The sequence below is a fragment of the Mesorhizobium sp. M1409 genome (assembly GCF_040317535.1).
Lineage (GTDB): Bacteria > Pseudomonadota > Alphaproteobacteria > Rhizobiales > Rhizobiaceae > Mesorhizobium.
The window spans coordinates 1-25,162 of sequence record NZ_JAMYKV010000003.1 but is presented as its reverse complement, the minus strand read 5'-3'; the positions used below and the strand labels follow the sequence as shown (position 1 = coordinate 25,162).

29 protein-coding genes are annotated in these 25,162 nt (G+C 62.2%); 16 read left to right on the top strand and 13 right to left on the bottom strand.

Annotated elements, in window-relative coordinates:
• Nucleotides 1-5 precede the first annotated feature (5 nt).
• Nucleotides 6-818: a VOC family protein gene (locus NKG99_RS03075; protein WP_352864017.1), complete on the bottom strand. Its 813-nt coding sequence runs from the start codon at nt 816-818 to the stop codon at nt 6-8.
• Nucleotides 819-1,054: 236 nt separating this feature from the next.
• Here NKG99_RS03075 and NKG99_RS03070 point away from each other — a divergent pair, with 236 nt between their 5' ends.
• A complete protein-coding gene (locus NKG99_RS03070; protein ID WP_352864016.1) occupies nt 1,055-1,609 on the top strand; it encodes an RBBP9/YdeN family alpha/beta hydrolase in 555 nt (184 codons plus the stop codon).
• Between the two features lie 6 nt (nt 1,610-1,615).
• On the opposite strand, the gene NKG99_RS03065 is transcribed toward NKG99_RS03070, so the two are convergent.
• Together NKG99_RS03065 and NKG99_RS03060 are read right to left on the bottom strand one after the other, a co-directional pair.
• The gene (locus NKG99_RS03065; protein WP_352864014.1) at nt 1,616-2,389 is read right to left on the bottom strand and encodes an HpcH/HpaI aldolase family protein; all 774 of its coding nucleotides are present in this window, start codon (nt 2,387-2,389) and stop codon (nt 1,616-1,618) included.
• A gap of 170 nt (nt 2,390-2,559) precedes the next feature.
• Nucleotides 2,560-2,880: a DUF1476 domain-containing protein gene (locus NKG99_RS03060; RefSeq protein ID WP_352864012.1), complete on the bottom strand. Its 321-nt coding sequence runs from the start codon at nt 2,878-2,880 to the stop codon at nt 2,560-2,562.
• A 275-nt stretch (nt 2,881-3,155) separates the two neighbouring features.
• Here NKG99_RS03060 and purC point away from each other — a divergent pair, with 275 nt between their 5' ends.
• The 7 genes from purC to NKG99_RS03025 all read left to right on the top strand — a co-directional run bounded on the left by purC (nt 3,156) and on the right by NKG99_RS03025 (nt 6,962).
• Nucleotides 3,156-3,950 (top strand): phosphoribosylaminoimidazolesuccinocarboxamide synthase, encoded by a 795-nt coding sequence (gene purC, locus NKG99_RS03055; protein ID WP_352864010.1) that lies wholly within the window; start codon nt 3,156-3,158, stop codon nt 3,948-3,950.
• A gap of 30 nt (nt 3,951-3,980) precedes the next feature.
• Nucleotides 3,981-4,223, top strand: coding sequence for a phosphoribosylformylglycinamidine synthase subunit PurS (gene purS / locus NKG99_RS03050; protein WP_023759521.1), 243 nt, complete (start codon nt 3,981-3,983; stop codon nt 4,221-4,223).
• Nucleotides 4,224-4,241: 18 nt separating this feature from the next.
• Nucleotides 4,242-4,496: a hypothetical protein gene (locus NKG99_RS03045; protein WP_352864008.1), complete on the top strand. Its 255-nt coding sequence runs from the start codon at nt 4,242-4,244 to the stop codon at nt 4,494-4,496.
• Nucleotides 4,493-5,161 carry a phosphoribosylformylglycinamidine synthase subunit PurQ gene (gene purQ / locus NKG99_RS03040; protein ID WP_352629143.1) on the top strand — a complete coding sequence of 223 codons (669 nt, stop codon included), beginning with the start codon at nt 4,493-4,495 and terminating at the stop codon, nt 5,159-5,161. The genes NKG99_RS03045 and purQ overlap by 4 nt, the downstream gene beginning before the upstream one ends.
• A gap of 87 nt (nt 5,162-5,248) precedes the next feature.
• On the top strand, nt 5,249-5,914 hold the full coding sequence (locus tag NKG99_RS03035) for a glutathione S-transferase family protein (RefSeq protein WP_352864006.1): 666 nt from the start codon (nt 5,249-5,251) through the stop codon (nt 5,912-5,914).
• 14 nt (nt 5,915-5,928) lie between these two features.
• Nucleotides 5,929-6,318, top strand: a complete 390-nt coding sequence (locus NKG99_RS03030; protein ID WP_502910904.1) for a hypothetical protein — start codon at nt 5,929-5,931, stop codon at nt 6,316-6,318.
• A gap of 2 nt (nt 6,319-6,320) precedes the next feature.
• On the top strand, nt 6,321-6,962 hold the full coding sequence (locus NKG99_RS03025; RefSeq protein WP_352864003.1) for a Pr6Pr family membrane protein: 642 nt from the start codon (nt 6,321-6,323) through the stop codon (nt 6,960-6,962).
• A 65-nt stretch (nt 6,963-7,027) separates the two neighbouring features.
• Here the strand turns inward: NKG99_RS03025 and NKG99_RS03020 are convergent, their stop codons facing one another.
• Entirely contained in the window at nt 7,028-7,279 is a 252-nt protein-coding gene (locus NKG99_RS03020; RefSeq protein ID WP_352864641.1) for a DUF1127 domain-containing protein, read from the bottom strand.
• Nucleotides 7,280-7,373: 94 nt separating this feature from the next.
• Between NKG99_RS03020 and NKG99_RS03015 the strand changes: the two genes are divergently transcribed.
• Nucleotides 7,374-8,792 carry an aminotransferase-like domain-containing protein gene (locus NKG99_RS03015; RefSeq protein WP_352864001.1) on the top strand — a complete coding sequence of 473 codons (1,419 nt, stop codon included), beginning with the start codon at nt 7,374-7,376 and terminating at the stop codon, nt 8,790-8,792.
• An 80-nt stretch (nt 8,793-8,872) separates the two neighbouring features.
• Here the strand turns inward: NKG99_RS03015 and NKG99_RS03010 are convergent, their stop codons facing one another.
• Nucleotides 8,873-9,037, bottom strand: a complete 165-nt coding sequence (locus NKG99_RS03010; RefSeq protein WP_168991916.1) for a hypothetical protein — start codon at nt 9,035-9,037, stop codon at nt 8,873-8,875.
• A gap of 276 nt (nt 9,038-9,313) precedes the next feature.
• Between NKG99_RS03010 and purL the strand changes: the two genes are divergently transcribed.
• The 5 genes from purL (at nt 9,314) to NKG99_RS02985 (ending at nt 14,368) form a co-directional block, all read left to right on the top strand.
• Nucleotides 9,314-11,545, top strand: a complete 2,232-nt coding sequence (purL, locus tag NKG99_RS03005) for a phosphoribosylformylglycinamidine synthase subunit PurL (protein ID WP_352863998.1) — start codon at nt 9,314-9,316, stop codon at nt 11,543-11,545.
• On the top strand, nt 11,542-12,054 hold the full coding sequence (locus tag NKG99_RS03000) for a hypothetical protein (RefSeq protein ID WP_352863996.1): 513 nt from the start codon (nt 11,542-11,544) through the stop codon (nt 12,052-12,054). Before purL ends, NKG99_RS03000 begins: the two co-directional genes overlap by 4 nt.
• A 133-nt stretch (nt 12,055-12,187) precedes the next feature.
• Nucleotides 12,188-12,421, top strand: coding sequence for a BolA/IbaG family iron-sulfur metabolism protein (locus NKG99_RS02995; RefSeq protein WP_006206026.1), 234 nt, complete (start codon nt 12,188-12,190; stop codon nt 12,419-12,421).
• A 181-nt stretch (nt 12,422-12,602) separates the two neighbouring features.
• A complete protein-coding gene (gene grxD, locus NKG99_RS02990; RefSeq protein WP_095085430.1) occupies nt 12,603-12,938 on the top strand; it encodes a Grx4 family monothiol glutaredoxin in 336 nt (111 codons plus the stop codon).
• 167 nt (nt 12,939-13,105) lie between these two features.
• The gene (locus NKG99_RS02985; RefSeq protein WP_352863993.1) at nt 13,106-14,368 is read left to right on the top strand and encodes a multidrug effflux MFS transporter; all 1,263 of its coding nucleotides are present in this window, start codon (nt 13,106-13,108) and stop codon (nt 14,366-14,368) included.
• 53 nt (nt 14,369-14,421) lie between these two features.
• On the opposite strand, the gene NKG99_RS02980 is transcribed toward NKG99_RS02985, so the two are convergent.
• The 7 genes from NKG99_RS02980 to NKG99_RS02950 form a co-directional block, all read right to left on the bottom strand.
• Complete coding sequence (locus tag NKG99_RS02980; RefSeq protein WP_352863992.1) at nt 14,422-14,829, bottom strand: UCP034077 family protein; 408 nt, start codon at nt 14,827-14,829, stop codon at nt 14,422-14,424.
• 82 nt (nt 14,830-14,911) lie between these two features.
• Complete coding sequence (locus NKG99_RS02975; RefSeq protein WP_352863990.1) at nt 14,912-15,739, bottom strand: inositol monophosphatase family protein; 828 nt, start codon at nt 15,737-15,739, stop codon at nt 14,912-14,914.
• Entirely contained in the window at nt 15,729-16,616 is an 888-nt protein-coding gene (gene ttcA, locus NKG99_RS02970) for a tRNA 2-thiocytidine(32) synthetase TtcA (protein ID WP_352863988.1), read from the bottom strand. Before ttcA ends, NKG99_RS02975 begins: the two co-directional genes overlap by 11 nt.
• 131 nt (nt 16,617-16,747) lie before the next feature.
• A complete protein-coding gene (gene rpsD, locus NKG99_RS02965; RefSeq protein WP_023759539.1) occupies nt 16,748-17,365 on the bottom strand; it encodes a 30S ribosomal protein S4 in 618 nt (205 codons plus the stop codon).
• Nucleotides 17,366-17,760: 395 nt separating this feature from the next.
• Complete coding sequence (locus tag NKG99_RS02960; RefSeq protein ID WP_352863986.1) at nt 17,761-17,949, bottom strand: DUF3008 family protein; 189 nt, start codon at nt 17,947-17,949, stop codon at nt 17,761-17,763.
• Between the two features lie 61 nt (nt 17,950-18,010).
• Nucleotides 18,011-18,799, bottom strand: a complete 789-nt coding sequence (gene murI, locus NKG99_RS02955; protein ID WP_352863984.1) for a glutamate racemase — start codon at nt 18,797-18,799, stop codon at nt 18,011-18,013.
• Nucleotides 18,792-19,706, bottom strand: coding sequence for an RNA methyltransferase (locus NKG99_RS02950; RefSeq protein WP_352863983.1), 915 nt, complete (start codon nt 19,704-19,706; stop codon nt 18,792-18,794). Before NKG99_RS02950 ends, murI begins: the two co-directional genes overlap by 8 nt.
• Nucleotides 19,707-19,920: 214 nt before the next feature.
• On the opposite strand from NKG99_RS02950, the gene NKG99_RS02945 reads away from it, so the two are divergent.
• Both NKG99_RS02945 and NKG99_RS02940 read left to right on the top strand, forming a co-directional pair.
• Nucleotides 19,921-21,132: an NADP-dependent isocitrate dehydrogenase gene (locus NKG99_RS02945; protein ID WP_352863982.1), complete on the top strand. Its 1,212-nt coding sequence runs from the start codon at nt 19,921-19,923 to the stop codon at nt 21,130-21,132.
• A 25-nt stretch (nt 21,133-21,157) separates the two neighbouring features.
• Nucleotides 21,158-21,784 (top strand): glutathione S-transferase family protein, encoded by a 627-nt coding sequence (locus tag NKG99_RS02940; RefSeq protein WP_352863980.1) that lies wholly within the window; start codon nt 21,158-21,160, stop codon nt 21,782-21,784.
• 421 nt (nt 21,785-22,205) lie between these two features.
• Here the strand turns inward: NKG99_RS02940 and alaS are convergent, their stop codons facing one another.
• Nucleotides 22,206-24,872 carry an alanine--tRNA ligase gene (alaS, locus tag NKG99_RS02935; RefSeq protein WP_352863978.1) on the bottom strand — a complete coding sequence of 889 codons (2,667 nt, stop codon included), beginning with the start codon at nt 24,870-24,872 and terminating at the stop codon, nt 22,206-22,208.
• Between the last annotated feature and the right edge of the window lie 290 nt (nt 24,873-25,162).

Below are 25,162 nucleotides of genomic sequence, written 5' to 3'. Positions count from 1 at the left end.
GGCGATCAGGCTTTGCCGGGAACAGTCCTGATGACCGTGCCCCAGGGATCTTCGCGGGTTATCGGGCTGGTCACATTGTCCGAACGCATTTCGACCCAGGCCAGACCGGATCTGCTCGGATCGCGGCGGCCGGCGCCCGAACTCTGCCAGGCGTTGGCGCCGATGTGGTGGTGGTAGCCGCCGGAGGACAGGAACACCGCCTGGCCGCCATATTTGGCCACCGTGTCGAAGCCGAATTCCTGGTTCCACCAGGCCTCGGCGTCTTCCGGCCGGCCCACCCGCAGGTGGACATGGCCGACGATGCTGTTTTCCGGCGCGCCCTGCCAGCCGACGTCACCCGCCGGCACTTCGGCAACGACCGACGGAATGTTCAGCCGCTCTGTCGCCATGGCAATCTTGTCGCCATTCCACTTCCAGTCCTGCGGACGGCGGTCGGCATAGATCTCGATGCCGTTGCCTTCGGGATCGGTCAGGTACAGCGCCTCGCTGACCAGATGGTCGGAAGCCCCTTCGATGGTGATCTTGCCGGCGATGGCGTGGTTGATCCAGCGGCCGAGATCGGCGCGGCTGGGCAGCAGGAAGGCGGTGTGGAACAGGCCGGCGCTGCGCGGATCATCCGGCTTGGCCGAAGCATCTGCCTCAAGGACCAGCAACGGACGGTTGGCTGCGCCCAGCGTGATCGCCCCGTCGGCACGGCTCAATTCCCGCAAGCCGACGACGCTACGATAGTAGGCCGCGAGGCTTTCAGCATCGCGCGCTTTCAACCCAACGCGGGCAACGCTGACCGGCGTGGTGGCGGCAAAGGGCAGTTCACTCATCAAATGCTCCGTTTGGCCGGCTGCGGTGAAATTCCCAAGGCAAAAAGTCCGCGCCGCCAATCATTGTATGCCGTGTCAGGGTTTCCGCCCACGGCTGTTTCTTTTCCTGACCACAGATCGTCCATCGGCATCGTTCACACAAGACGCGAAGAAGCGAACATCGTGTTCACTATTATGATCAAGAGCGCTGTTCATGACCCGTTGCACGAAGCGACGCGGCTCGCTATCTCAGCGCCATGAAAGTCAAGGAAGCAGATATTCTCATCGTGCCGGGCTACACCAATTCCGGCCCCGACCATTGGCAGAGCCGCTGGCAGTCGAAGCTGTCGACGGCGCGCAGGGTTGAGCAGGCGGAGTGGTCGAAGCCGGTGCGCGACGACTGGACGGACAATGTTGCCAAGGCGGTCAACGAGGCCGAGAGGCCGGTCGTGCTGGTGGCGCACTCGCTCGGCGTCGCCACGGCGGTGCAAGCCATCCCGCGGTTCCGCAAGCAGGTCGCCGGGGCCTTCTTCGTGGCGCCGCCCGATGTCGCCAATCCCGAGATCAGGCCGAGGCACCTGATGACCTTCGGCCCCTACCCGCGCGAGCCGCTGCCCTTTCCGTCCATCGTGATCGCCAGCCGCAACGATCCGTTCTGCGCCTTCGATGTCGCCGAGGACATTGCCCGAGCATGGGGTTCGCTGTTCGTCGATGCCGGCGAGACGGGTCACCTCAACGCGGATTCGGGCTTTGGTCCGTGGCCCGAAGGCTCGATGACCTTCGCCAAATTCCTGACGGACCTGAAGGCCTGAACTTCCTCAGGAGCCGATCGAATCCCTGACGCTGTTGATCAGGGCTTTTGCACCGAGCCCAATCAGCGCGTGTTCCGAACCTATGGCCAGCAGGCGGTAGCCCATCGACACGACACGGCCTGCAATTGCCGGGTCGACAACATAGATCGCCGCATGTTTGCCGGCCTTGCGGGTGCGCTCGGCGACCGACGCCACTGTCTCCATCATGCTTTCCAGCGTCGAATCGACCGTGGAGCCATTGCTCCAGGCGATCGAGAAATCCGACGGGCCGAGGAAAATACCGTCGATGCCGGGCGTGTCGAGAATGCCATCGAGCGCATCGAGGGCGGCGCGCGTCTCGACCATGGCGAAGGCCATTGTGCGCTGGTTGCTGTCGCGCAGCCATTCCGCCTGGTCGCCCTTGCCGTGGCGTGGAAAAGCGTAGGTTGGGCCCCAGGAACGCTCGCCGAGCGGCGGGTATTTCATGGCGGCGGCGAACAGTTTGGCGTCAGCCACCGAATTGACCATCGGCGCGATGACCGCCTCGGCGCCAAAATCGAGCGCGCGGCTTGCCATGTCGAAACGGCCGACGGGAATGCGCACCAGCGCCGGCTTGCCGGCAGCGAGCACCGGCACCAGCCCACGCAGCACGCTGTCCTCGTGATGGCCGCCATGCTGCATGTCGAGCGTGACCGCATCAAAACCCTGCTTGGCGACGATTTCGACGGTCAGGGCATCCGGCACGCCGGACCATGCGGTGAACAGCGTTTCATCGGCCGCAAGACGAGACTTCAGGGACATCTGATCGCTTCCTTGTTAATGTCGGCAGTTTCAGCCGGAAACCGCGGCAAAGGCAAAGAAAAACCGCCCGGATAGACCGGGCGGTCGATTGGTCCAGTCATTCTTTGGTCTGTCGCAGGGTCTTCGTCGCAAAACCGTAGGACACTTTTGCGGAACCTGCTTCGGCCGGATCAGGTGTTCTTGATCTCCTCGATCGCCTGCGCCATCAACTCGTCCATGGTGCGGCGGATCTGATGGTCCGACTGGTCTACGCCGGCCGCATCGAAATCCTTGCGGATCTTGCGGAACACGTCGTGGTCGCCGGCTTCCTCGATGTCGGAAACAACCACTTCCCTGGCATAGGCGTCGGCGTCGGTGCCGGACTTTCCGAGCTTTTCGGCGGCCCACAGGCCGAGCGCCTTGTTGCGACGCGCCGCGGCCTTGAACCGAAGTTCCTCGTCGAAAGCAAACTTGCGCTCAAAGCCCTCTTCGCGGTCTTTCATGCTGCTCATGGCGTCCCTCCGGGTCAAATTCGATTCGTTGGCGGTGGATATGTGTGTTGCTAAAGCACAAACCAAAAGGTCGCGGGCCGGTCAATACGCTTCGTTGCATGCTGCGCTGCGGCATTTCAGTCCCGAAAGCGGTTGATTGGAAGGATTTGCCGATTGAGCAAATGTTGCGATTGGGATAGACCCGGCATTGAACCCTACCGTAGCCGCACTATTTCAGGCAGACGGACAGGAAATGGTCTGATACCGCCTGTCCGGAACCCCAGAGAAAAAATCAGATGAAAAATCGCCGCCGCATTTATGAAGGCAAGGCCAAGATCCTCTATGAGGGACCCGAGCCGGGTACGCTCATCCAGTTCTTCAAGGACGACGCAACCGCGTTCAACAAGAAGAAGCATGAAGTCGTCGACGGCAAGGGTGTGCTCAACAACCGTATTTCCGAACACATCTTCAACCACCTCAACCGCATGGGCATCCCGACCCACTTCATCCGCCGGCTCAATATGCGCGAGCAGCTGATCAAGGAAGTCGAGATCATTCCGCTCGAAATCGTCGTGCGCAATGTCGCCGCCGGTTCGCTGTCCAAGCGCCTCGGCATCGAGGAAGGCACCGTTTTGCCGCGTTCGATCATCGAATTCTACTACAAGGCAGACGCGCTCGACGATCCGATGGTGTCGGAAGAGCACATCACCGCGTTCGGCTGGGCGAGCCCGCAGGAGATCGACGACGTCATGGCGCTGGCCATCCGCGTCAACGACTTCCTCTCCGGCCTGTTCATGGGCGTCGGCATCCAGCTCGTCGACTTCAAGATCGAATGCGGCCGCCTGTTCGAGGGCGACATGATGCGCATCGTCGTCGCCGACGAGATTTCGCCGGATTCCTGCCGCCTGTGGGACGTGGCGACACATGACAAGCTCGACAAGGACCGCTTCCGCCGCGACATGGGCGGCCTCGTCGAAGCCTATCAGGAAGTTGCCCGTCGCCTCGGTATCATGAACGAGAACGAGCCGCCGCGCCCGACCGGCCCGGTGCTCGTCGCCTCGACCGAAGGCATCAAAGGCAAGCCGCACTAAGACCGACATTCGAACAGGAGCATGTCCAGCGTGATCAAGGCCCGCATTACCGTCACCCTCAAGAACGGCGTGCTCGACCCGCAAGGCAAGGCGATCGAACATGCCCTGTCCGGATTGGGCTTCGGCGGTGTCGGCGCGGTGCGGCAGGGCAAGGTGTTCGACGTCGAACTGGCGGAAAGCGATAAGGCCAAGGCCGAGGCGGATCTCAAGGCGATGTGCGACAAGCTGTTGGCGAACACGGTGATTGAGAACTATAGTGTAGCCATTACCTGAGGTTGTACCGGAGGCGCTATGGCGGAAGTCACGAATGAATTGATGTTCGAGCTTCTCAAGCGTGTGCATCACGACATCGGTGAGCTTCGTCAGGACGTTTCCGAGACGAAACGGGAATTGAATGTGATGCGGGGCCACATGGTGGCCACGCAAAGCGATATCCATAACGTCTATGGCATTCTCGCCCGTCAGGATGAGCGCCTTGAACGCATAGATAGACGTCTTGATCTGCGAGAACTCGCCGAAGCACAGAGGCCTTACGAACCCAAATGAAATCAGCCGTCGTCCTCCTGCCTGGCCTCAACCGAGACCGCGACATGATCGCGGCGCTGACCAAGATTTCCGGAAAGCCGCCGGTCACTGTCTGGCAGACCGATACCGAAATCCCGGATGTCGACCTGATCGCCATTCCGGGCGGCTTTTCCTTCGGCGATTATCTGCGCTGCGGCGCGATCGCGGCGCGCATGCCGGTCATGCGGGCGGTCGCCGAAAAGGCAGCTGCGGGCGTGACGGTCATCGGCGTCTGCAACGGTTTCCAGATCCTGGTCGAGGCCGGCCTGCTGCCGGGCGCCTTGATGCGCAACACCTCGCTGAAATTCGTCTGCCGGCAAGTGAAGCTTGAGATCACCAACGCCAACACCATGTTCACCCGCCGCTACCAGCCAGGCCAGATCATCCGCACGCCGGTTGCGCATCATGACGGCAATTATTTCGCCGACGCCGACACGCTTGCCCGTCTCGAAGGCGAAGGCCAGGTGGTGTTCCGCTATGCGGACGGCACCAATCCCAACGGCTCGATCAACGACATTGCCGGCATCATCAACGACCGCGGCAATGTGCTCGGCCTGATGCCGCACCCGGAAAACCTGATCGAAGCAGCCCATGGCGGTACCGACGGCCGTGGACTGTTCGAAAGTGCGCTTGGCATTGCCGCCTGAAATCATCTAGGCGAGCGTCTTGAAAACAGCCGGACATTCCTGTCTCTTTGTCGGGGCAAGTCCGCTTTATGGGGGAGAAAAACGGTCATGAAACTCTATTCGCGGCCGTTGTCGCCCTATTCGTCGATCGTGCGGGCGCTGGCCTACATCAAGGACGTGCCGCTCAAGATCATCGCGCCACCGCCCGGCTTTCCCATCCCGGAACAATTTCGCGCCATCTCGCCGATGAACCGGATTCCGGTGCTGATCACCGGCTCTGGCGAAACGATCGTCGAATCGGTGGTCATCGCCGAGTATCTCGAAGAGCGATTTCCGGAACCGGCGCTGCTGCCGCCGGACTCCAAGGACCGCGCGCTGGTGCGCATGTTCGCCCGCATCACCGATCTCGATGTGCTGACCCCGATGATGAAGCTTTTCGAGCTTCATTCCATGCCGAAGCGAAACAGTGCCGAGATCGACGCCCAGTTCGTCCGCTTGCACCATGGACTGGCGGCGATCGAGGAGCGCATGGCGCAAGGGCCCTTCGCGCTCGGTGACGACATCAGTTTCGCCGACGCCTGGGTGACGCCGACGCGGTTCATCTTCAACAATTTCCGCGCCATGACAGGACGCCACGACCTGCTCGACTTCTATCCCAAATTCGACGCCTATGAGCAGATCGCCTCGCAGCATCCGGCATTGTCGCGGGTCTGGGGCGAGATGACCGACGGCCTAGAGAACTTTCTGTCCGAGCTTGAGATGGGGGCCGCTTGACCAGGAACAAGACGATGGCGCTGGTTGCCGCCGCGGGTTTCGCGCTGGCATCCTGCCAATCGACCCCGAAAAGCACGCCGGTCCCGTCAGGCAAAAGTGCGGCGTTGCTGGCCATGGAACAAGTGGCGATATCAGCCCATAAATGCTGGATCGCCAGCAAGGACCCGGCCTTCAAGCAGTATCAGATGGCCAATGAACTGAATTCGTTCAGCGGCACGCCGCGTTTCCTGCTGGTGCCGGCCAAGCACTATGGCGGCAAACCGTTGCTGGTCGTACAGGCGCAAGGCAATTCAAGCCGCGTCGACGTGTTCGGGCCGCTGATGAACGATCCGCTCGGCGCCCGCATCGGCTCGGACATCGCCCGCTGGCAAGCCGGCAATCCGGCCTGCGCCGCGACCGCCTAGCCATGGGCCGCTTTCTGCGGATAGCGGGTCTGGTCATTGGCCTGGCCGGGCTCATCCTGCAGTTCTGCATCAGCATTCCGGCGTCGATGGAAGCAGGCCGCGGCCTGCTCGGCTCCATCATTTTCGTTCTCAGCTTCTTCACCATCCTGACCAACATCGGCGCCGTGCTGGTGTACACCTCGCTGCTGTCGTCCACCGGCTATGCATGGCTGCCGGCCTTCGCCGGGACGCGGATGCGGGCTGGCGTTGCCGTTTCGATCGCGCTGGTCTTCATCATCTACGCCACGGTTCTGGCACAGCTTTGGCAGCCGCGAGGACTGTTCCTGTTCTCCGACGTCCTGCTGCATTATGTGACGCCGGTGCTGTTCGTGCTGTGGTGGCTGATATCAGGCGCCGACGGTCGGACGCGGTGGAGCGACATTTCCTGGTGGGTGCTCTATCCCGTCGCCTATCTGATCTATGCGCTGGCGCGGGCGCCGCTTGCCGGCGAGGTGCCCTACCCGTTCCTAGACGTCGCCAAGAACGGCGCGGCCAGCGTCGCCATCTCAGCGGCGGCCATCACCGGACTTTTTATCGTGCTGGGCGTGGTCGCCATCCTTGCGGATCATGGCGTTGCGCGCACCAGGGCATCGAGCGTCCGTTAGGGCTATGCGGATCTTCGATCGGTCCGCATTTCCTTTTTGGACCATGGTCTTCCCCAAAAACCGGGTCAGTCCCAGAACGGCCTGATACTCTCGCGGTGGGCATCGCAGCGCGAGACGCCGATATCCTTGAGTTGGTCATCGGTCATTTCCAGCAGCGCCAACCTGCTGCGCCGACGCTCCAGCAGATGATCGATCGATTTTGCCAGCGACCTGACCACGCGCACCAGACGGCTGACAAAACCGCTTTGGCCCGATGGGCGTGCCGATTGGCCTGACGATTCGGCTCTCGAATGACGGATTGTAGCGATTGTATTCATTTTCTCTCTACCGGAATTCCAAATTGCACCCGTTTTTGACGCAATACTGATATGTATTGACTCATAATTCGGCGCAATATACAAAATTGTCACCATGACAAATTGGCTTCCAGATCTCACCGCCGGCTCCGGCCCGCTTTATCAGCGCCTGGCGGATTCGATCGAAACGGATATCGATCGGGGCGTGATCGATGCCGGAGCAAAGCTGCCGCCGCAACGCGACCTCGCCTACGACATCGGCACCACCGTCGGCACGGTCGGCCGGGCCTATCAATTGCTGCGCGAGCGCGGGCTGGTGAGCGGCGAAGTCGGGCGTGGAACCTATGTTCTCGGCCAGCGCGCCGATGGCGCGAAGCCGAATTTTCCGGCGCCGGACGCCGGCGGCGAAGGCACTCGCCATATCGATGCACCGCGCGGCAAACTGCGTTTCGACAGCACGGCAGCGGCAGACGTCGGTCAGGGCGCTGATATCGCCGATGTCCTGTCGCGCACGGCACAGGACCATCCGCATGAGATTTCAAGCTACACGCGAGATTTCCCCGACCGCTGGTACGAAGCCGGCGCCCGCTGGCTGTCGCGCAATTCGTTTCGCCCAAATGCCGACGCCATCGTCCCCACGCTCGGCACCCACGCCGCGGTGATGGCGGCAATCGCAGCGCTGACCACGCCCGGCGATTATGTCGCCTTCGAGCACCTCACCTACTCGCAGATTTCCCGTAGCGCCGGGCTGATCGGCCGGCGCACCGCGCTGGTGGCGTCTGACGACGAGGGCCTCGACCCGCAGGATTTCGAGCGCGTCTGCGCGCAAAAGCATCCCAGGATGATCTTCCTGATGCCGACGGCGCAAAACCCGACGCTGGTGACCTTGTCGGCGGCGCGCCGCGAAGCAATCGCGCGTGTCGCACGCGAATACAATGTCGTCCTCATCGAGGACGATCTCTACGGCAATTTGACCGACGATCCGACACCGTTGCTGGCCGAATATGCCCCTGAACGCACCATCGTCGCCGGTGGTCTGTCGAAGTCGGTCGCGGCGGGTGTGCGCGGCGGCTGGCTTTCCTGCCCGCCTGCCTATCGTCACCGCATCCGCGTCGCCCACAAGATGATGACCGGCGGCATGCCCTTCCTGCTGGCGGAGGTGAATACAAGGCTGGTGCTGTCGGGCCGGGCGGACGAGATACGCGGGCGCAGCATCGCCGAAATCCGAGCCCGCATAGCGATCGTGCGCGAGACTTTGGCGGGCTTCGCGTTCAAGTCACATGACAGGGTGCCCTTTGTCTGGCTGACCCTGCCCGACCCCTGGCTCTCCGGCACCTTCAAGAACGCCTGCCTTGAGCATGACGTGCTGATCGACGACGAGGACGAGTTCAAGGCCGGCCGTTCCGAGCAGGTTTTCCATGGCGTTCGCTTCGGCGTTTCGCAACCACGGCAGCGCAAGGACATCGCCGAAGGCGTTGCGGTGATACGGCGACTTCTCGAGGAAGGCCGTGCCGGCTACGACAGCTTCTCCTGAGCCAGCTCGCGACTGACGCGCCCTTCATTTCTGAAGCGCCGGCTTGGCGCAGAGCAGCCCGTAAAACCTAGCTCTCAGGATCAGCCCTCTGCCTTGAAGTTCTTGGCTTCCTTCTCGGCCTTGTCTTTCCCGTGCTTCTCGGCCAGCTCCTTGGCCTGCCCAGGCGAAACGTCGGTGGTCTCCGCGATATGCATAGCCTCCTTGTCCGAGAGGCGATTGTCTTTCTTGCCTTGCTTGGTGGCCATGGTCCAAATCTCCTGATTGGTTGGAGACCTAACGGCCGGGATGTCATCCCGTTCCCCAATGGCGGTGAAGAAGCATCTCGCGAACAGATACAACGTTCCCCCACGACTGCCGCTACGCGCGGATCGATGGCCGGACCAAAGCCGCGATCTCGTCGCACCCGTCATCGCCTTGTAGCTTTCCGTTGTTTTTCAGCATCCGATGGGTGTATTGGCTCCCAAGCTTGCGATAAGACGGGACTCAAAATCCCAACGCGCCCCGGATAAAAATCGCCGCCCATGACCATTTCCAATTCCGTGCCGATCACCCCCGAGCTCATCGCCGCGCACGGGCTGAAGCCCGACGAGTATCAGCGCATCCTCGACCTCGTTGGCCGCGAGCCGAGCTTTACCGAACTTGGCATCTTCTCGGCGATGTGGAACGAGCACTGCTCCTACAAATCCTCGAAGAAGTGGCTGCGCACGCTGCCGACCACCGGCCCGCAGGTGATCCAGGGTCCGGGCGAGAATGCCGGCGTGGTCGACATCGGCGACGGCGACTGCGTCGTCTTCAAGATGGAGAGCCACAACCACCCGTCCTATATCGAGCCCTACCAGGGTGCGGCGACCGGCGTCGGCGGCATATTGCGCGACGTGTTCACCATGGGCGCGCGACCGATCGCGGCGATGAATGCACTGCGCTTCGGCGCGCCTGACCATCCCAAAACGCGGCATCTGGTCAGCGGCGTGGTTTCCGGCGTCGGCGGCTATGGCAACGCCTTCGGCGTGCCGACGGTCGGCGGCGAGGTCAATTTCGACGCCCGCTACAACGGCAACATCCTGGTCAACGCTTTCGCGGCCGGCATAGCCAAGACAGACGCCATCTTCCTGTCGGAAGCCAAGGGCGTCGGCCTGCCGGTCGTCTATCTCGGCGCCAAGACCGGCCGCGACGGCGTCGGCGGCGCCACGATGGCGTCGGCTGAATTCGACGACAAGATCGACGAGAAGCGCCCGACCGTGCAGGTCGGCGACCCTTTCACCGAAAAGTGCCTGCTGGAAGCGTGCCTCGAACTGATGGCCTCGGGCGCCGTCATCGCCATCCAGGACATGGGTGCGGCCGGCCTCACCTGCTCGGCGGTCGAGATGGGCGCCAAGGGCGGTCTCGGCATCGAGCTCGATCTCGACAAGGTGCCGGTGCGCGAGGAGCGCATGAGCGCCTATGAAATGATGCTTTCGGAAAGCCAGGAGCGCATGCTGATGGTGCTGCGCCCCGAGAAGGAAAAGGAAGCCGAGGCGATCTTCCACAAATGGGGGCTCGACTTCGCCATCGTCGGCAAGACCACCGACGATCTGCGCTTCCGCGTCCTGCACCAGGGCGACGAGGTCGCCGACCTGCCGATCAAGGATCTCGGCGACAAGGCACCGGAATATGACCGGCCATGGGTCGAGCCGAAGAAGCCGGCGCCGCTGGCCGCCAATGACGTCCCGCAGGCCGATGTTGCCGATGCGCTCCTGAAGCTGCTCGGCGGACCGGATCTTTCCTCGCGCCGCTGGGTCTGGGAGCAATACGACACGCTGATCCAGGGCAATTCGCTGCAGCTTCCCGGCGGCGATGCCGGTGTGGTTCGCGTCGAAGGCCATCCCACCAAGGCGCTCGCTTTCTCGTCCGACGTGACGCCGCGCTATTGCGAGGCCGACCCCTATGAGGGCGGCAAGCAAGCGGTGGCCGAATGCTGGCGCAATTTGACCGCCACCGGCGCCTTGCCACTGGCCGCCACCGACAATCTCAATTTCGGCAATCCGGAACGGCCCGAGATCATGGGGCAATTGGTCGGCGCGGTGAAAGGCATCGGCGAGGCCTGCCGCGCGCTCGGCTTCCCGATCGTCTCCGGCAACGTCTCGCTCTACAACGAGACCAACGGCCAGGGCATTCTGCCGACACCGACCATCGGCGGCGTCGGTCTGATCGCCGACTGGTCTAAGATGGTGCGGACCGGCTTTGCCGCGCAAGGCCAGATGATCCTGCTGGTCGGCGCGCCGGCCTCCTGGGGAACGCATCTTGGCCAGTCGGTCTATTTCAGGGACATCCACGGCCGCACGGATGGCCCGCCGCCGCCGGTCGACCTCGATCATGAAAAGCGCGTCGGTGACCATGTGCGCGCGCTCATCGCGTCCGGCATCGTCACGGCGGCCCATGATGTGTCCGATGGCGGCATCGCGGTGGCTTTGGCCGAAATGGCGATGGCGTCCGGCATCGGCGCCACTGTCCCAGGACTTGTCGGCACCGATCCGATCCCGGTCTGGTTCGGTGAGGATCAGGGCCGTTATCTGCTGACGCTGTCGATCGACCCGCATGGCGAAGAATGGGACGCCATCCGCAAGCAGCAGAGCGAACTCGGCATTTTCGCGCCGTGGATCGGCTCGACCGGCGGCAGTGTACTGAAGCTTGGCGAGGCGCGGGCAATCCCGGTCAGCGAATTGACCGGGGCCCACGAAGGCTGGTTCCCGCGCTTCATGGACCAGGCCAGTTGACCGGACTGGCTGCCCGGGCGCTGCTTGCAGTCGTCTTCTGGCCGTCGCTGTTCTTCTTCTGGTTCCTTGGGCCGTTCGTCTTTTTCCTGCTGTCGACGACCTCAAGCGAGGTTTGCCCCCAGCTGGAAACGCGCGCGCAGTTTCTTGCCGCGGCCAATGGCGCCATCCCGATGCTCGCCACGCAGAACCTCATCTACGCGATCCCGATCATCTGCCTAGTGCTTTGGGGCCGCCTTTTCCCGGATCCGGAACGGGCGAGGCATATCGTCACCTGCATCAAGCTTTTTGCCTGCGCGGCCGTCATAGGGGCGCTGTGGGAGTACGGCTCCTCGCTGATCTGCGACGGCTACGGCCAACCGTTCTTCTCGCCTCTCTGGCAGATGACGAGTTATCTTCCCATTGTCAGCCTGGTTATCAACGTTCCCCTCTATGTGCTGGCCTTCAGCCTTGGCCGCGCCTTCTCGACACGCGAGGACGCTGTCGAGGATGAAGCAAGCCCACCGGCCTAGGTCTTCCCTGTGGTTCTCGGACCGTCTTGCCTTTGGCGGGATAGAACGGCTTCAATCCGGACCGGAAAGGCTTTAGGCTCGCCCGACTCTCGTCTCATGGCCGGCTACCGGCCGCTCGAAACAGGATTCTGCCATGGCAATGGATGCCCACGACATCGAAAAACTGATCAAGGAAGGCATTCCGGACGCCAAGGTGACAATTCGCGATCTTGCCGGTGACGGTGACCATTATGCGGCCGAGGTGGTGGCCGAAAGCTTCCGGGGGAAAAGCCGCGTGCAGCAGCACCAGATGGTCTATGACGCGCTGAAGGGCAATATGGGCGGCGTGCTGCACGCGTTGGCGCTACAGACCAGCGTTCCCGACTGATCCGCACCGGAACAACCGCAACGACGCGAATCAGTGTCGAGAGAACCGCTTGGCCCAACCCAGCCCATCCTTTGCGCCATTTCAGCCACGGCACGGCTAAAGTCTTGTTTCGAGCAATCGTTGGGTTTATTTGAAGGGAAATGTTTCGAGCCTGACTCCCACAGGCGGGAAAGGATATTCCATGAGCGGTATCAACGACTACATCGACAACGAAGTGAAGGGCAACGACGTCGTCCTTTTCATGAAGGGCACGCCCGGTTTCCCGCAATGCGGATTTTCCGGCCAGGTCGTCCAGATCCTCGACTATATCGGCGCCGACTACAAAGGCGTCGACGTGCTGACTTCGGCCGAACTGCGCCAGGGCATCAAGGAATATTCCAACTGGCCGACGATCCCGCAGCTCTACGTCAAGGGTGAATTCGTCGGCGGCTGCGATATCATCCGCGAGATGTTCCAGGCGGGCGAACTTCAGACTTTCCTTGTCGAAAAGGGCGTCGGCGTCAAAGGCGCCGCCTGACCGCTGTCTTTCGTGCCTGTCGTCCGCCTAAAACCGCCACACAATTTTAGGCAACGCGCACCAAACGCCAGGGCAACCCCACCTCGACATATGTCCTGTATGCAGGACCGAGACGAGCCAATGCGCCGGCCCGCCGGCGCATTTTCGTTTGAAAGATCGGACTTGCCGTGGACCAGCCAAAATCAGCGCCGCAATCGGTACTGCCCATTCCACGCTGGGAGTTCATCGCGCTGTGCGCCGCGCTGATGGCGCTGAACTCGCTGGCCATCGACATCATGCTGCCGGCTCTGCAGCAGATCGGCGCCTCGCTCGGCGTCGAGAACGAAAACCACCGGCAATATGTAATCACCGCCTATATTCTGGGCTTCGGCGGCGGCCAGCTGTTCTTCGGGCCGATCTCGGATCGCTTCGGCCGTCGCGCGCCGCTGGTCGCCGGGCTGGTGGTCTATGTCGCCGCGGCCGCGGCGGCCGCCGTTGCACCCAGCTTTGAAACACTTCTGCTGTGCCGGGCCGTGCAAGGCATTGGTGCGGCAGCGACCCGCGTCATCGCCGTCTCGATCGTGCGCGATACGTTCGACGGCCGGCGCATGGCCGAGGTGATGTCACTGATCTTCATGGTGTTCATGGCGATCCCGGTCATTGCTCCCGGCATCGGCCAGTTCATCATGCTGTTTGCGACCTGGCACTGGATCTTCGTCACCATGGCCGTCGGTGCGCTTATTGTCTCGGCTTGGTCGCTGCTGCGCCTGCCTGAAACATTGCATCCCGAACATCGCCGGCCGCTGACCGTCAACTCCATCCTCGGCGGGTTTCGCATCGTGCTCACCAACCGCATTGCAATCTGCTATGCCTTCGCCAGCACCTTCATTTTCGGCGCCATGTTCGGCTTCATCGCCTCGGCGCAGCAGATCTATGTCGACATATTCAATGTCGGCGAGATGTTCCCGGTCATCTTCGCCGGGGTTGCGGGCGTGCTTGCTTTCTCCAATTTTCTGAACTCGCGCCTTGTCGGCCGTATCGGTATGCGCCGCCTGTCGCAGAGCGCGCTGCTGCTGTTCCTGGTCATCAGCCTTGCCTGGCTGGTCATTTCGCTGGAAATGAAGATGCCGCTCTGGCTGTTCATCACCTTCTTTGCCTGCGCCATGCTCCCGTTCGGCGCGCTCGGCGCGAATTTCAATGCGTTGGCCATGGAGCCGCTCGGCCAACTGGCCGGCACGGCGTCGTCCATCCTGGGCTTCATGCAGACCTTTCTCGGCGGCATTCTCGGCACGCTGATCGGCCAGGCCTTCAACGGCACGGTGACGCCGCTGGCCGCCGGCTTCTGCAGCGTCTCGGTTGCGGCGCTGCTGATGATTTTCATTGCCGAGCGCGGCAAGATGTTCCAGCCGCAGAACCCACCCGTTTCAGGGCACATCACCGATTTGCACTGAATTGTCGTTTTTGTGCGTGTCGTCGTCCCGGGGCCACTTTTGGGCGACATGCATCAGGACGCACCTTCAAGGGCCGCGGTGAAGCGAGGGGCAAGCATACGCCCCGCGATGGCTCCGCCCATGCTGTCCGAAAAAGGCAATGGCAGAGCCTCGTCGAGTGCCTTGAGGATTGACGCCACGAAGGCCCGGCTGAGCTGGGGATCGGTCCCCAGCTCGGAATATGTGGCGCGAGGCTTGCCAATCAGCGTGCCGTTGCGGCGAAGCGAGAACCGCAGCGTCAGCGACATGCCGGCGGTTCCGGGTGGCGGCTTCCAACAAGCATAAATAGCGTCCGACATCTCTTTTATCGTGTCGATGGGATCGGAACTGCGACAGCTGCGCTCTTGCGATCTTGCTTCGTGGGAGCTGGCAAACAAGGCGGCGGCAAGAACCGCCGCGACAATTGCGAACCGAGGTTTCATTCGAGAGCCTCCGGATCTGCGTGAGATTGCATCGCTCTTTCGCTGGCCACCACCGATACAAAGCACTGGCTAGGAAATGATCCTATTGCGCCCAAAGCTCGCGGCGCAATTCGTGCCAGCTTTCGCGATCGGGCGCGACAAGCAGGCCGCCGCCGACATGCGAGGGCAGATAGGCGCTGCCGTCGAATCGCGCGGCATGGCCTCCAGCCTCGGCATGGATCAGCACGCCAGCCAGATGGTCCCATGGCATCAGCTTGTTGTAGACGACGAAATGGGCATGACCGCTGGCCAGCAGACGGTATTCGTGCGCCGCGCAGCGATAGGCGAACTGCGACAGGATCTTCGTCTGGTTGCGCGCCAGCCGCGACCGCTCGGGCTCGGGCATATATTGCCAGGAGACCGAGCCTGTCATTTCCGAGATCGGCGCGGGTGCCACGACATGCACCCTTTCGATGCCGCCATGCGCATGCCGGATATGACTGCCGGCGCCCTTGGCGCCGATCAGCCAGTCCTTGCCGACGGGATCGTGGATGATGCCGGCAACAGTCTCGCCCTTGACCACGACCGCCAGCATGACGCCGAACAGCGGCACGCCGGAGGCGAAGTTGAAAGTGCCGTCCACCGGGTCGATGACGAAAGCCAGATCAGCATCACCCAACCCATTCAACAGCGCCGGATTGTCGGAACAGGCCTCCTCGCCGACGACCATCGACTGGGGATAACGCTCGCGCAGCCGCGCGGTGATGAGCCGCTCGGCATTGACGTCGGCTTCCGTCACCAGGTCGGCGGCCGAGGTCTTCTGCCGGATGTCGCCCTCGCCCAGCCTGCGAAAGCGCGGCATGATCTCGGCCTTTGCAGCGTCGGACAGAAGGTCAGCGAGCCAGTCGATCGCACTATCGTCAAATGTCATCGGCTTGCCTTGTGCTGAGGGCCTCATTGAGCGCGGCGAAATCGAACAGCCTTCTGTCGAGCAGATGCGATGGCCTGCTGTTCGACAGCGCGCGCAGCATCGTGTCCTTGCGGCCGGGCATGCGCTTTTCGATATCCCCGAGCATGGCCTTCATGGCGTTGCGCTGGAGACCTTCCTGGCTGCCGCAGAGATCGCAGGGAATGATCGGGAACTGCATCGCGGCAGCGAATTTTTCGAGGTCGACCTCGGCGCAGTAGCTCAACGGCCGCAACACCATGACGTCGCCGTCGTCGTTGAGCAGCTTTGGCGGCATGGCGGCGAGACGCCCGCCATGGAACAGGTTCATGAAGAAGGTCTCGAGAATGTCCTCGCGATGATGGCCGAGCACCAGCGCCGAGCACCCCTCCTCGCGCGCGATGCGATAGAGATGGCCGCGCCTGAGCCGCGAACACAACGAGCAATAGGTGCTGCCCGCGGGCAGCTTGTCGGTGACGACGGAATAGGTGTCCTGATATTCGATAAGGTGCGCAATGCCGTATTTGTCGAGATAGTCCGGCAGGATATGTTTGGGGAAATTCGGCTGGCCCTGATCGAGATTGCAGGCCAGAAGATCGACCGGCAGCAGTCCGCGCCATTTGAGGTCGAGCAGAACGGCGAGTAGACCGTAGGAATCCTTGCCGCCCGACAGCGCTACCAGCCAGCGCTGACCGGGCTTCACCATCGAGAAATCCTCGATTGCCTGCCGGGTCAGCCGCAGCAGCCGCTTGCGCAATTTGTTGAACTCGACCGAGGACGGCACATCGGCAAACAGCGGATGGAAGCCGCCCTCGATGTCGCTGGCCGGTTCAAGCGATTCGGCGTCTGGCAGCATGTTCATGGCGTCAGTTCCAAAATCCGGGAGCAACGACTGTCCGGCGCTTCGTTGCGCTCGGAATTAGCGGACATGGCCGACAAAGAAAAGGCCGCCTCGATGGGCGGCCTTGAATGGTATCGCAAAACGCGCCCGTTTTAGCGCGAATAGAATTCGACGACCAGGTTCGGTTCCATCTGCACGGCGAACGGAACGTCCGCCAGGCCGGGGATGCGCGAGAAGGTCGCGACCATCTTGTTGTGATCGGCTTCGATATAGTCCGGCACGTCGCGCTCGGCGAGACCGACCGCTTCCAGAACGATGACCAGCTGCTTCGACTTTTCGCGGACTTCGACGACATCGCCCGGCTTGCAGCGGTACGAGCCGATGTTGACGCGCTTGCCGTTGACGTTGACGTGGCCGTGGTTGACGAACTGGCGGGCGGCGAAAATGGTCGGCACGAACTTGGCGCGGTAGACGACGGCGTCGAGACGCGACTCGAGCAGGCCGATCAGGTTCTCCGAGGTGTCGCCCTTGCGGCGATCCGCCTCTTCATAGACCTTGCGGAACTGCTTTTCCGAAACGTCGCCATAGTGACCCTTCAGCTTCTGCTTGGCGCGCAGCTGCAGGCCGAAATCGGAAAGCTTGCCCTTGCGGCGCTGGCCATGCTGGCCGGGGCCGTATTCACGCTTGTTGACCGGGGACTTCGGGCGGCCCCAGATATTTTCGCCAAGACGGCGGTCGATCTTGTACTTCGCGGATTCGCGCTTGCTCATCGCATTCCCTTTTTCATAACAACACACCCGGAACCTCATGGTCCGGGTGAAGGAAACGCGCCCTCCTCTGGCCTCCGTTTTCGAGACCTGACAGGATTTTCCCACGCAACGCGGCGGAAAACCCACGGGACACGTCAGTTCAAACAAGATAGTAGAATTGAGTTTCCACGCATCTTGCGCACATAAAGAAAACCACCGGGCGTTGCGGCCCGGTGTTGGCGCGCTGATTAAACGGAGATTTAGCCGGTGTCAAGCTTGCGGCTAGGCTTCCGGTTCGGCTCAGGCGACCGACGTTTCAAAGGCCGCGCTTTAGCTGCGGGCTTTTTTGGTTCCGTCTCGCGTTCCCGCGAACGACCTTGTCGTCCTAGTCATCCCTGCGAAGGGCGTGCCTGACGTCAATGCTTCGATTTCTTTTCCGGCAGGCCCTTGCGCTTCGTCTCGGCGAATTCCTCGAGCTGCTTTTCACTCATCGATTCGTACATTCCCTTGGAAGCGCCTTTGAGTTCGCCCTTCTTCGTCTCGCCGCGCTTGGCCGACAGAGCGGCGCCAGCGGCTTTCTGCTGGGCTTTCGAGGTGGATGGCATGGCTGTTTCTCTCTTCATTGCCTGAGGGGAAAACGCATCGAGCCAACCAATGTTCCGGATATCAGGCGACCGTCAGGCCAAAGCCCTGCATGAGCCGGCTGGTGGCGAAGTCCATCTTGCCGGAGGTGAAGACGGCAATGTCAGGCTCACCCACCGGCAGCGGCCCGTCGACCGGTGCAAGCAGCGACATGGCGCGACGGGCGATCGCTTCGGCCGGGTCGATCCAATCGACCGGCCAGGGCGCGGTCTTGCGCATGCGATTGGCCAGGAACGGATAGTGCGTGCAGCCGAGCACGACGATATCGGTGCGGGCGCCGTCCTTCTCGACAAAGCATGGCGCGATCTCCTGGCGCACGATCTCCTCGTCGACGAACCCCTCGCGCATGTAAATCTCGGCCAGCGGCGCCAGCCGGTCCGAGCCGACGAGCCGCACGTGGCATTTCTGCGCCCATTTGCTGATCAGGTCGCGCGTGTATTGACGCTTGACCGTGCCGGGCGTCGCCAGCACCGAGACCAGCCCGGAGCGCGTGCGCTCCGCCGCCGGCTTGATCGCCGGCACCGTCCCGACAAAGGGATGGCCCGGGAATTTCTCGCGCAGCGCGTCGATCACCAGCGTCGACGCGGTGTTGCAGGGGATGACCGAAATCTCGGGCTGGAATTTTTCCAGCAGCGCGCCGAAAAGGCCGAGGATATGGGCGTTGAGGGCCGGCTCCTCCCAGGCGCCATAGGGGAAAGCGGCGTCGTCGGCGACATAGATGAAGCGGCGATCGGGCATCAGCACGCGCGCCTCGCGCAGCACGGTGAGCCCGCCTATGCCCGAATCGAACATCAGGATCGGCCGCTCAGTCATTGTCGGTTCCCTTTCCGCCGAGCGGCGGTATGTCGTCGTCCTTGCCGGTATCAGCCAGGCGATTGCCTTCCGCCTTGCGGGCGCGCGCGGCGGCCGCGGGCAATCGTCTTGGATCGTCACCCGGGGAACCATCGCCGCGCGGCATCGCCGGCGAAAATCGGTCGAGCGACGAGATGATGCCGCGCAGCACCTTGAGCTCCGGTTCGGCAAATCCGGGACGTGTCAGCACTGCGCGCAGATTGTCCACCATCTTCGGCTTCTTCGGGGCCGGCCGGAAATAGCCGCGCGCTTCCAAGGCGCCTTCGAGATAGGCGAACAGGCCGTGCAGTTCTTCCTTGCTCGCCGGCTTCATATTCGGGCCGGAAAAATTGGTCTTGGTCTCGTCTTCCAAGCCTGACTTCATCCATTCATAGGACATCAGCAGCGCGGCCTGGGCGATGTTGAGCGAGGAGAAATCAGGATCCACCGGGAAGGTCACGATCTCGTCGGCAAGGCCGACCTCGTCATTGTAGAGGCCGAAGCGTTCGCGTCCGAACAGGATGCCGGTGCGCTGGCCCATTGCGTGACGGGCCCGCAGCATCCTGCCCGCTTCCACCGGCCCGCGCACGGCTTTGAAGCCGTCGCGCTGCCTGGCCGTGGTGGCGAAAACAAAGTTCAGGTCGGCGAGCGCGGAGGCCAGATCGTCGAAGACGGTGACGGCATCGATGACATGATCGGCGCGACTGGCCGCCGCGCGTGCCTTCTCGCTCGGCCAACCGTCACGAGGGTTGACGAGACGCAGCTCCGACAGACCGAAATTGGCCATGGCGCGAGCGACCATGCCGATGTTCTCGCCGAGCTGCGGCTCGACGAGGATGATCGCCGGGCCGGCGTCTGCAGTATTATCGCGATCTTCGATGATGGGCATGATTGTCAATGAACTGCTGTTTGCGGCATTTCAGCGTCCCTGCCATATTCGGCCGCGAAAATGAAGCATTCGCAAATGACGGCGGTCGTGCCTCACATTCGTGACCGATAGCCGTTTGCGCGGTCAAAAACGCTTTGATATACGGGCGGCATCCCCCGGCCGAACGCGATGCGGGCAAGGCCATCCCATTTCCCAGCAACGAGGCATTTTTTCCATGGCGAAAATAAAGGTGGCGAACCCGGTCGTCGAACTCGACGGCGACGAGATGACCCGCATCATCTGGCAGTTCATCAAGGACAAGCTGATCCACCCCTACCTCGACCTGAAGCTCGAATATTACGACCTCGGTATCGAGCATCGCGACGCCACCAATGACCAGGTGACCATCGATTCGGCCAACGCCATCAAGAAATACGGCGTCGGCGTGAAATGCGCGACCATCACCCCCGACGAGCAGCGCGTCGAGGAATTCAAGCTGAAGAAGATGTGGAAGTCGCCGAACGGCACAATCCGCAACATCCTCGGCGGCACCATCTTCCGCGAGCCGATCATCATGAAGAACGTGCCGCGGCTCGTGCCCGGCTGGACCAAGCCGATCATCGTCGGCCGCCACGCCTTCGGCGACCAGTACCGCGCCACCGATTTCCGCTTTCCCGGCAAGGGCAAGCTGACGATCAAGTTCGTCGGCGAGGATGGCAAGGTGATCGAGCACGATGTCTACGACGCGCCGGGCGCCGGTGTCGCCATGGCCATGTACAATCTCGACGACTCGATCCGCGAATTCGCCCGCGCCTCGCTGAATTACGGCCTGCTGCGCAACTATCCGGTCTATCTGTCGACCAAGAACACCATCCTCAAGGCCTATGACGGCCGCTTCAAGGACATTTTCCAGGAGGTCTACGAGGCCGAATTCGAAGCCGAGTTCAAGTCGAAGAAGCTGTGGTACGAGCATCGCCTGATCGACGACATGGTGGCTTCCAGCCTGAAATGGTCGGGCGGCTATGTCTGGGCCTGCAAGAACTATGACGGCGACGTCCAGTCCGACACGGTTGCGCAGGGTTTTGGCTCGCTCGGCCTGATGACCTCGGTGCTGATGACGCCGGACGGCAAGACGGTGGAAGCCGAAGCCGCGCACGGCACCGTCACCCGCCACTATCGCCAGCACCAGAAGGGCGAGGAAACCTCGACCAATTCGATCGCCTCGATCTTCGCCTGGACGCGAGGCCTCGCCCACCGCGCCAAGCTCGACGACAATGCCGAGTTGAAGCGTTTCTCCGAAACGCTGGAACGGGTCTGCATCCAGACCGTCGAATCCGGCTTCATGACCAAGGACTTGTCGCTGCTGATCGGCCCCGACCAGCCCTGGCTTTCGACCACCGGTTTCCTAGACAAGATAGACGAGAACCTGCAGAAGGCGATGGCCTGACCTGTCGAGGTCCAGGAGGGCTAGCATGAGCAAGCCCATCGTCTATGGGGCGGACTACAGCGTCTATGTGCGCATCGTCCGCCTCGTGCTCGCGGAAAAAGGCGTCGACCACGAGCTTGTGCCGGTCGATGTCTTTGCCACTGATGGCATTCCTGCCTGGTATTTCGAGCACCACCCCTTCGGTCGCATCCCGGCCTTCGAGCATGAAGGCTTTCGGCTCTTCGAGACGAGTGCGATCGCCAGATATGTAGACGAATCATTTGACGGGCCGAGCTTGCAGCCGAGGGAGCCTCGCCGCCGCGCAACCATGAACCAGATCATCGGCATGCTCGACGCCTATGCCTACAGGTCGATGGTCTGGGATGTCGCCGTCGAGCGGCTGGAGAAAGAAGCGCCCGACGAGGCGCTGATCGCCAGCGGGCTTTCGCAGGCAAGCAAAGCGCTTCAGACGCTTGCCTCGCTGAAAGCGCCAGGGCCGTGGCTGCTGGGCGACCAGCTGACCCTGGCCGATCTGCATGCGGCGCCGATCATGGGTTATTTCGTCAAGGTCGCCGAAGGGCAAAGCCTGCTCGCTGAATTTCCGACGATCCAGGCTTGGTGGGAGCGGATTTCAACTCGTCCAAGCTTTGTCAGAACCGAAAAGACCGAGTGATCTTCGGTTTCGCCGTACCCATGTGGCGCTGGCCGCGATCTCTGCGGCTACCCTTCAACACTGGCAATTAGCGAAATCGTGCGCGAAAGCGCCCTTCTCCCCGTTCACGGCAGGGCTATCGCATATGAATTCTTGCGAAGAAGAACCCCCACCCTAACCCTCCCCACAAGGGGGAGGGAACGCTGCCGCGTGCCTTTAATTCCTCTTGGCGCCGAAAAGACAGGCGATCCTCCGGGGTCAGCGCCAACGGAAGTCTCCCTCCCCCTTGTGGGGAGGGGTTAGGGGTGGGGGTCCGTGCCGGGCAGACATCTGACGAATTCCATATGCGTTAGCCCTGCCGTTCACGGGGAGAAGATGGCGGCAGCCAGATGAGGGGCAGCACTACCCGCCAAAGATAGGGCTCCCCGCCATGATCTGGCCGTTAGGCGGCTTCGAGTGCAGCCCTTACCGCCGCAATCGCATCATTGGCCCTGGACGCATCCGGTCCCCCGGCCTGCGCCATGTCGGGCCGACCGCCGCCGCCCTGCCCGCCCAACGCGGCGGAGGCCACGCGCACCAGATCGACAGCGCTGAAACGGCCGACGAGATCGTCGGTGACGGCGACCACGACGCTCGCCTTGTTGTCCTCGCCGGCGCCGACGAAGACGACGACGCCGGAGCCGAGCGAAGTCTTGCCGGCATCGGCCAGCGGCTTCAGATCCTTCGGCGAGACCCCGGAGACTGCCTTGCCCAGGAAGCCGACACCGGCCACCGTCTCGTTCTCGACCGGCGCACCAGGGGCCGCGCCCCCGCCCAGCGCCAGCTTCTTGCGCGCTTCGGTCAGTTCCTTTTCGAGCTTCTTGCGCTCGTCGAGCAGCGCCTCGACACGCGCCGGCACGTCGGCCGGCGAGATCTTCAGCGTCGCGGCAACCGTTTTCAAACGCCGGTCCTGCTCGTCGAGGTGCCTGCGCGCGGCCTCGCCTGTCAGCGCCTCGATGCGGCGCACGCCGGCGGCGACCGCGCTGTCCGACACGACACGCACCAGACCGATGTCGCCGGTCGCCCTGACATGCGTGCCGCCGCAAAGCTCGACCGAATAGGGCCGGTTGGCCTTGGCGCCATGCACGCCGGTGCCCATCGAAACGACGCGCACTTCGTCACCATATTTCTCGCCAAACAGCGCCATGGCGCCTTCGGCAATGGCGTCATCGACCGACATCAGGCGCGTGTTCACCGGGCCGTTCTGCACGACGATCTCGTTGGCCATGCGCTCGACCTCTTCGAGATCCTCCGGTGAAATGGGCTTGTTGTGCGAGATGTCGAAGCGCAGACGCTCTGGCGCGACCAGCGAGCCCTTCTGCGCGACATGGCTGCCCAGCACCTCACGCAGCGCCTCATGGATCAGATGCGTCGCGGAATGGTTCGCGCGCAGTCTGGAGCGCCTGTTATGGTCGACCTTCAGCTCGACCGCCGCGCCAGTCTTGACCGTGCCGCTGGCCACCTTGCCGATATGGACAAACAGCCCATCGGCCTTCTTCTGCGTATCGGAGACCTCGATCGAGAAGCCTTCGCCTGAAATGACACCGGTGTCACCCATCTGGCCGCCGGATTCAGCATAGAACGGCGTCTGGTTGACGACGATCGCCACCGCATCGCCCTTGCCGGCGCTGTCGATGGTCGTGCCGTCCCTGACCAGCGCCTGGATGATGCCTTCGGCCTGCTCGGTCTCGTAGCCGAGGAATTCGGTGGCGCCCGCCTTCTCGCGCACCGAAAACCAGACGGTCTCGGTGGCCGCATCACCGGAGCCAGCCCAATGCTTGCGCGCCTCGGCCTTCTGCTGCTCCATGGCATTGGTAAAGCCGGCAAGATCGACCGAGATGCTGCGCTGGCGCAGCGCGTCTTGCGTCAGGTCGAGCGGGAAGCCGTACGTGTCATAGAGCTTGAAGGCCGTCTCGCCATCCAGCATATCGCCGGCCCGCAGCGTTTCCGTCGCCTCCGAAAGCAGTCCGAGGCCGCGCACCAGCGTCTTGCGGAACCTAGTCTCCTCGAGCTTCAGCGTCTCGGTGATCAACTGTTCGCCGCGCACCAGTTCCGGATAGGCCTGGCCCATCTCGCGCACCAGCGCCGGCACTAGGCGCCACATCAGGGGATCGCGGGCACCGAGCAGCTGCGCATGACGCATGGCGCGGCGCATGATGCGGCGCAGGACATAGCCGCGGCCCTCGTTCGACGGCAGCACGCCGTCGGCCACCAGGAAAGAGGACGAGCGCAGGTGGTCGGCAATGACACGGAAGGACGCGACCGTCTCCTTGTCGGGCCCATGCCCGAGAGCGGACGACGACGCCTCGATCAGATGACGGAACAGATCGGTCTCGAAGACGCTTTCCACCCCTTGCAGGACGGACGCCATGCGCTCCAGGCCCATGCCGGTGTCGATCGACGGGCGCGGCAGGTCGATGCGTTCCTCCTTCGTCACCTGTTCATACTGCATGAAGACCAGGTTCCAGAATTCGAGGAAACGGTCGCCGTCCTCCTCAGGGCTGCCGGGAGGTCCGCCCCAGATGTGTTCACCGCGGTCGATGAAGATCTCAGAGCATGGCCCGCACGGTCCGGTGTCGCCCATCGCCCAGAAATTGTCCGAGGTCGCGATGCGGATGATGCGGTCATCGGAAAACCCGGCGATCTTCTTCCAGAAGCCGGCTGCCTCGTCATCCGTGTGATAGACGGTGACCAGCAGCTTGTCCTTGTTCAGCCCGAATTCCTTGGTGATCAGGTTCCAGGCTAGTTCGATGGCGCGCTCCTTGAAGTAGTCGCCAAAGGAGAAATTGCCGAGCATCTCGAAGAAGGTCAGATGGCGCGCGGTATAGCCGACATTGTCGAGGTCGTTATGCTTGCCGCCGGCACGAACGCTCTTCTGGGCGGTCGAGGCGCGCGAATAGGGCCGCTTCTCCAGGCCGGTGAAGACGTTCTTGAACTGCACCATGCCGGCGTTGGTGAACATCAGCGTCGGGTCGTTGCGCGGCACAAGCGGGCTCGACGCGACGATCTCGTGACCCTCCTTGCGAAAGTAGTCGAGAAATGTCGACCGGATTTCGTTCACGCCACTCATGAATGCTGCCTTTTCGAGAGAGCCGCCGGCAAACCGGCGGGAAATGGGCTCTGCGTTTTAGAAGATAGACTTTTTAGAAGATAGACTTGGCCTTTTAGCCGCCGCGCTTCACCCTGTCCAGAAACACGGAATTGGTCCAATCCACGGCCTTTGCCGGCTGTCCGAGCCAGGCCCAATTCCCCGCCAAAACGCAAAACCGCCGGCGCTAGCCCGAATATCTCACAGAGTTGAGGTGCATCGGGGCTCCGAATCAGGGAAAATGCTTCTGCGACAAAGACTTACCCTAGGCA

Bases quoted from the DNA above. Each gene is read 5' to 3' on its own strand.
- NKG99_RS03075 (WP_352864017.1), bottom strand. From the start codon at position 818: ATGAGTGAACTGCCCTTTGCCGCCACCACGCCGGTCAGCGTTGCCCGC.
- NKG99_RS03070 (WP_352864016.1), top strand. From the start codon at position 1,055: ATGAAAGTCAAGGAAGCAGATATTCTCATCGTGCCGGGCTACACCAAT.
- NKG99_RS03065 (WP_352864014.1), bottom strand. From the start codon at position 2,389: ATGTCCCTGAAGTCTCGTCTTGCGGCCGATGAAACGCTGTTCACCGCA.
- NKG99_RS03060 (WP_352864012.1), bottom strand. From the start codon at position 2,880: ATGAGCAGCATGAAAGACCGCGAAGAGGGCTTTGAGCGCAAGTTTGCT.
- purC (WP_352864010.1), top strand. From the start codon at position 3,156: ATGAAAAATCGCCGCCGCATTTATGAAGGCAAGGCCAAGATCCTCTAT.
- NKG99_RS03045 (WP_352864008.1), top strand. From the start codon at position 4,242: ATGGCGGAAGTCACGAATGAATTGATGTTCGAGCTTCTCAAGCGTGTG.
- purQ (WP_352629143.1), top strand. From the start codon at position 4,493: ATGAAATCAGCCGTCGTCCTCCTGCCTGGCCTCAACCGAGACCGCGAC.
- NKG99_RS03035 (WP_352864006.1), top strand. From the start codon at position 5,249: ATGAAACTCTATTCGCGGCCGTTGTCGCCCTATTCGTCGATCGTGCGG.
- NKG99_RS03030 (WP_502910904.1), top strand. From the start codon at position 5,929: ATGGCGCTGGTTGCCGCCGCGGGTTTCGCGCTGGCATCCTGCCAATCG.
- NKG99_RS03025 (WP_352864003.1), top strand. From the start codon at position 6,321: ATGGGCCGCTTTCTGCGGATAGCGGGTCTGGTCATTGGCCTGGCCGGG.
- NKG99_RS03020 (WP_352864641.1), bottom strand. From the start codon at position 7,279: ATGAATACAATCGCTACAATCCGTCATTCGAGAGCCGAATCGTCAGGC.
- NKG99_RS03015 (WP_352864001.1), top strand. From the start codon at position 7,374: ATGACAAATTGGCTTCCAGATCTCACCGCCGGCTCCGGCCCGCTTTAT.
- NKG99_RS03010 (WP_168991916.1), bottom strand. From the start codon at position 9,037: ATGGCCACCAAGCAAGGCAAGAAAGACAATCGCCTCTCGGACAAGGAG.
- purL (WP_352863998.1), top strand. From the start codon at position 9,314: ATGACCATTTCCAATTCCGTGCCGATCACCCCCGAGCTCATCGCCGCG.
- NKG99_RS02995 (WP_006206026.1), top strand. From the start codon at position 12,188: ATGGCAATGGATGCCCACGACATCGAAAAACTGATCAAGGAAGGCATT.
- grxD (WP_095085430.1), top strand. From the start codon at position 12,603: ATGAGCGGTATCAACGACTACATCGACAACGAAGTGAAGGGCAACGAC.
- NKG99_RS02980 (WP_352863992.1), bottom strand. From the start codon at position 14,829: ATGAAACCTCGGTTCGCAATTGTCGCGGCGGTTCTTGCCGCCGCCTTG.
- NKG99_RS02975 (WP_352863990.1), bottom strand. From the start codon at position 15,739: ATGACATTTGACGATAGTGCGATCGACTGGCTCGCTGACCTTCTGTCC.
- ttcA (WP_352863988.1), bottom strand. From the start codon at position 16,616: ATGAACATGCTGCCAGACGCCGAATCGCTTGAACCGGCCAGCGACATC.
- rpsD (WP_023759539.1), bottom strand. From the start codon at position 17,365: ATGAGCAAGCGCGAATCCGCGAAGTACAAGATCGACCGCCGTCTTGGC.
- NKG99_RS02960 (WP_352863986.1), bottom strand. From the start codon at position 17,949: ATGCCATCCACCTCGAAAGCCCAGCAGAAAGCCGCTGGCGCCGCTCTG.
- murI (WP_352863984.1), bottom strand. From the start codon at position 18,799: ATGACTGAGCGGCCGATCCTGATGTTCGATTCGGGCATAGGCGGGCTC.
- NKG99_RS02950 (WP_352863983.1), bottom strand. From the start codon at position 19,706: ATGCCCATCATCGAAGATCGCGATAATACTGCAGACGCCGGCCCGGCG.
- NKG99_RS02945 (WP_352863982.1), top strand. From the start codon at position 19,921: ATGGCGAAAATAAAGGTGGCGAACCCGGTCGTCGAACTCGACGGCGAC.
- NKG99_RS02940 (WP_352863980.1), top strand. From the start codon at position 21,158: ATGAGCAAGCCCATCGTCTATGGGGCGGACTACAGCGTCTATGTGCGC.
- alaS (WP_352863978.1), bottom strand. From the start codon at position 24,872: ATGAGTGGCGTGAACGAAATCCGGTCGACATTTCTCGACTACTTTCGC.